Below are 4,919 nucleotides of genomic sequence, written 5' to 3' on the forward strand. Positions count from 1 at the left end.
TAGTGAACGTCACGAACCTCGAAACCGGCCCGTTCGCGCGACAGACCACCGGGTCCGAGTGCCGACATCCGACGCTTGTGCGTCACCTCAGCCAGCGGATTCGTCTGGTCCATGAATTGCGACAGCTGGTTTGTTCCAAAGAACGAGTTGATCACCGAAGAAAGCGTTCTTGCGTTGATCAGATCAACCGGTGTAAATACCTCGTTATCACGAACGTTCATCCTTTCGCGGATGGTACGTGCCATACGAGCCAACCCTACACCAAACTGAGCGTACAACTGCTCGCCTACTGTACGTACACGACGGTTACTAAGGTGATCAATATCGTCGATCTCAGCTTTACCATTGGTTAAACGTACCAGGTATTTAATGATCTCGATAATATCGAGCTTCGTTAAGGTTTTTTGTTCCAGCGGGGCATCTATATTCAACTTGCGGTTGATTTTGTAGCGTCCCACTTCGCCCAGGTCATAACGTTTATCGCTAAAGAACAATTTATCGATAATACCACGGGCTGTTTCGTTATCAGGAGCATCAGCGCCGCGCAATTGACGGTAGATGAACTGAACTGCCTCCAACTCACTGTTTGAAGTATCTTTATTTAAAGTATTGTAAATGATCGCATAATCGCCGCCTACATCTTCGCGCTGTATAAACACCGTGTCGATCGCCATATCCACAATCGTTTCGATGGCTTCTTCATCCAGAACGGTATCGCGTTCCATTACAATTTCATTACGCTCAATAGATACTACCTCACCTGTATCCTCATCTACAAAATCTTCTACCCATGTACGTAATACGCGAGCCGCAAGTCTTTTACCCAAATGGGCCTGCAGTGCTTTTTGGTCGCCTGCAACTTCATCAGCCATGCCAAACAACTCCAGGATGTCTTTATCTGTTTCATAACCGATAGAACGCAACAAGGTAGTAACCGGGAATTTCTTCTTACGGTCGATATACGCGTACATTACGTTGTTGATATCGGTAGCGAACTCCATCCACGCTCCTTTAAACGGAATTACACGGGCGGAGTAGATTTTCGTACCATTCGGGTGAACGGACTGACCAAAAAATACGCCTGGAGAGCGATGCAACTGGGAAACCACCACACGCTCAGCGCCATTGATAACAAATGTACCGCGGGGCGTCATGTAAGGAATATTACCCAGGAACACATCCTGAACGATGGTCTGGAAATCTACGTGCTCTTCGTCGTTACAGCTCAGGCGAAGTTTCGCTTTCAGCGGAACGGCATAAGTTAACCCGCGCTCCATGCACTCGTCGATCGAATAACGGGGGGGATCAATAAAGTAGTCTAAAAATTCCAGTACAAAGATGTTTCTCGTATCAGTGATAGGAAAATTATCTTTGAACACACGGAACAAGCCCTCTATGTTACGCTTGTCGGGTGTGGTTTCAAGCTGGAAGAACTCTTTAAATGATTGAATCTGAACTTCGAGCAAATCGGGCGTTTCAGCCAGATGCTTGATTTTCCCGAAATTCACTCTTGATTTTACGCTTGTAGCAGACATAAATAATACACCGGTTTTAATGATCGACTTCTAGAAACGCCAAAAAGGACCACTTTTATCGCTAAAAGAAATCCTACTGAAATTCAATTACTTGAACACATTTCGTAAGTCAAAATTTTATTGGCCAAAATAAAAAGGACTGCAAAGTTAGGGGATAAATGATAAAGAAAAAACTTATTAGCAATAATTTTGCCAACTTTAATTTTGATAGTGGTTTTCAGAAATCGTAAATTTAGGAAAATTGCTATCTATGAGCCTGAAACACACGCTGAAAGAGTCTTTGACTTTTTCAAAAAAAGAACGCCTGGGCGCTATTGTGCTTGTCCCCTGCATATTGAGCGTTGCCCTCCTTCCCTTCTATTCGAAACAGCCCGTGTCCCCGGTCTCACCTGCCGATTCGATGTGGCTGGCAGCAGCGGAGAACATTCAGGAGCGCGATGTAACCGGGCACCGCGGCATACCCCACCCTTCACCCGATACCGCGGTTGATGTTCAGTCAGATGTTACAGCGGGGCATTACCATAGCACAGTAAAGGGAGTTTTATTCAATTTTGATCCCAACACCCTTGATGCAGCAGGTTTTAAAAAACTGGGGCTGAGAGACAAAACAATCCGCACGCTGCTCAACTACCGTAACAAAGGTGGAAAATTCAGAAAACCAGATGACCTGGCAAGAGTATACGGCTTAAGACCGGAAGAGTTTCAACGGCTAAGACCCTACATTCTTGTCAGCCCTATGCCCGTTTCGGATAATCACTTCAATACTGGGAAAAATGACCAGACTGCCGGCAGTTCCATCTATCCCCGGGCAAGCCCGGCCCGGCACGTCTCCAAGCCTATCGAAATTAATACAGCTGATATTGCAGGATTCGAATCTCTGCACGGAATTGGTAACAAGCTAGCCAATAAAATTGTGAACTTCCGTGATAAGCTGGGTGGATTCTATTCAATCGAACAGGTAGGTGAAACATATGGCATCCCAGACTCAACCTTCGGGAAAATAAAAAGCAGGCTAACCGTTAATCCCGGACTGATCAGGAAACTAGATATCAATTCGGCAACCTACGATGAGCTGAACGCTCATCCTTATATCAGCAGCCGGCTTGCCTACTTAATAATGAAACAACGCAAGGAAAAAGGCCCGATCGTGGTAACAGAAGAGTTAACAGTACTCATCAGCCAAACTACAGATTCCTACGAAAGGGTATCCAGATACCTTTCCCTGCCAGCCCGATAAAACGCTGGCTCTGTTCCTGCCTGCTGTTTTTCCGATAATTCGCAAAATGCTCCGGAAGGTGAAACTTGTGGTGAATACCTCCGGAAGAGGCGGGCACGGATAAAAAAAGAAGGTGTCTTAACGACACCTTCTCGCCCTTCAATCGGGTTTTACTAACCCTATTTGTCGACTACTTTCACCACTTTCGAATAAGAGGTTGTACCGTCTTTATCCACTTGGGCAATGCGTATATATGCTACAGGCTTGTCACCTACTTCATAAGACTTGTCTGATTTACTACATGAAAACAGCGTAAATGTCATAGCGATAGCTAACACAGGTGTAAGCATAAAGGCTGTTTTTCGTTTCAAAGACGGACAAATCATTAATACCAGTCCCATCAATAAGATTACAGATATTAAAGAGAACCCTGATAATACGGCTAATTCCTGAAGGGTCTTGCTGAAACTATATTCTATAGCTGTATCTGAATTTCCATTGGCGGCTTTAGAGGCAACTGTGCCCAGTTTTACCCATGTCGTTCCATCTGCCGACCCTTCTACCACAAACTCTTTATTATTGTTTTCTGACAGAGTACTCCAGTTTACGAGTAATGCCCCATTTTGGAATACAGCACTCAATGCGCCGAAATCTACCGGTAACGCTGCGTCTGCAGATACGAAAGCGCGATATACTTCGAGGCTATTGCCTACGCTGCCAAGGCCATTTACCGTAAGCTGTACTTCGTCAAAAGCACCCGTTGTCGGGAAACCTATTATAGTCACTCCATCCGGCGTGGTCATGCCTGCGGTTAACGCCAGTCCCAGGGCATTAAGATTGAGTAAAGTTCCTGACGTAGCTGACTCAACCAGCACACCGTTATTATAAGTTGAAATTGTTATGCCGGTAAGTGCTCCTACATCAATAAGCCCTGCGCCTCCTCTTACAATAAAGCCGGCATACTCATTATTGGAAAATGTGTGAGCGGGAGTGGTTACTGAAAGCGAGGCTGAGGATGCAACACCTGCGCCCACTATACTTCCATTGATCGTTACAAAATTGTTAGGGTCTGAGTCAATCAGGTTATCCAGTGATTCGGAGAAACCTAAAATATTCGCTCCTACCAAACCAGAGTTTTCTCCATTAACGGCAACACCTGTACCATTAGTGGACGGGTGGCCGTTGGCCAGAACTACGTAATCAGGCAGGGGTGCAGTAGGCGGGCAAAATCCTCTTACAACAGCACTATAAACGTTAATTATCCCCACGTTGGCATCCAGCAGGCCTTCGCTGATCAGCAACCTTACTTCGTCGAATTCTGTACCGTTTGTTACCAATATTCCAATGGTTTGCCGGTTACCGGACGTGAGCAGTGAGGCTTCTAACAGATCGGAGCCAGACCGGCTTTGCACAACGGTTCCGTTATTACGCACTTCTACTGTGAGGCCATTTAATACACCGAGGCCGAGGAGCGAAGCATTCTCGATATCGAAGCCTGCAAAATGACCGCTAGCTACGGAACCCTGCAGCAGTTGAACGGAAAGATAAGTGCCGCCGGCTACATTTGCATTGGTGGTAATGGTAGCAAAGTCGGTGGTAGTACTGTTGGTAATATTATCTGGATTGGCAATGCTATTTAAGATACCTGCGATATTCGCCGAATTATTGAGCGTACCCGTTAAACCGGTGGCACCATAAGTAGTAATTGCCGGGTATGCTGATTGTGTTAACGCAGTAACCGTACTGCAGTTTGGCGCGGGGCCAGCCGATGGCACGAAGACTTCGGCATAATAAATACGCAGGCCGCTTAATAACGGAGTGAGATCGAGGCCGCTAAAGGTTATACGCACGCGTCTGAATGCCGCAGTAGTTACAAATCCAACTTTTTCCAACGAGGTACCCACACCTAAACCCAGCAACTGATCGGCACTTCTTGACTCAACGGCGGTAGCGCCCGAAGCTGTACTGTAGGTGCTGATCGTCACATTATTGAGCAGCGCCAGGCTCAGCAGGCCTTTGTCCAGAACAAAACCAATTTCAGATCCGGCAGGAAAGCCAGCGGCGTAGTCTACCTCAAGGTACCCGTTACCAAGTGCCAGAGCGTTCATAGATGCGGAGTTTGTTAGCGTTCCATCAATGACATTTGATGCGGGCGTGAATACAGGTAC

The 4,919-nt window shown here is 46.4% G+C and carries 2 protein-coding genes and 1 pseudogene; 1 reads left to right on the forward strand and 2 read right to left on the reverse strand.

The window, feature by feature from the left end:
• A pseudogene (rpoB, locus tag ACOJS8_RS14645) lies at positions 1-1,535 on the reverse strand (DNA-directed RNA polymerase subunit beta); the annotation flags it as partial.
• A 250-nt stretch (positions 1,536-1,785) separates the two neighbouring features.
• Here rpoB and ACOJS8_RS14650 point away from each other — a divergent pair.
• The gene (locus ACOJS8_RS14650) at positions 1,786-2,772 is read left to right on the forward strand and encodes a helix-hairpin-helix domain-containing protein (protein WP_420149290.1); all 987 of its coding nucleotides are present in this window, start codon (positions 1,786-1,788) and stop codon (positions 2,770-2,772) included.
• A 158-nt stretch (positions 2,773-2,930) separates the two neighbouring features.
• On the opposite strand, the gene ACOJS8_RS14655 is transcribed toward ACOJS8_RS14650, so the two are convergent.
• Positions 2,931-4,919, reverse strand: a 1,989-nt coding sequence (locus ACOJS8_RS14655; RefSeq protein ID WP_420149291.1) for a hypothetical protein, incomplete at its 5' end; no start/stop codon positions are given.

Source organism: Spirosoma sp., from assembly GCF_048594605.1.
GTDB lineage: Bacteria > Bacteroidota > Bacteroidia > Cytophagales > Spirosomataceae > Spirosoma.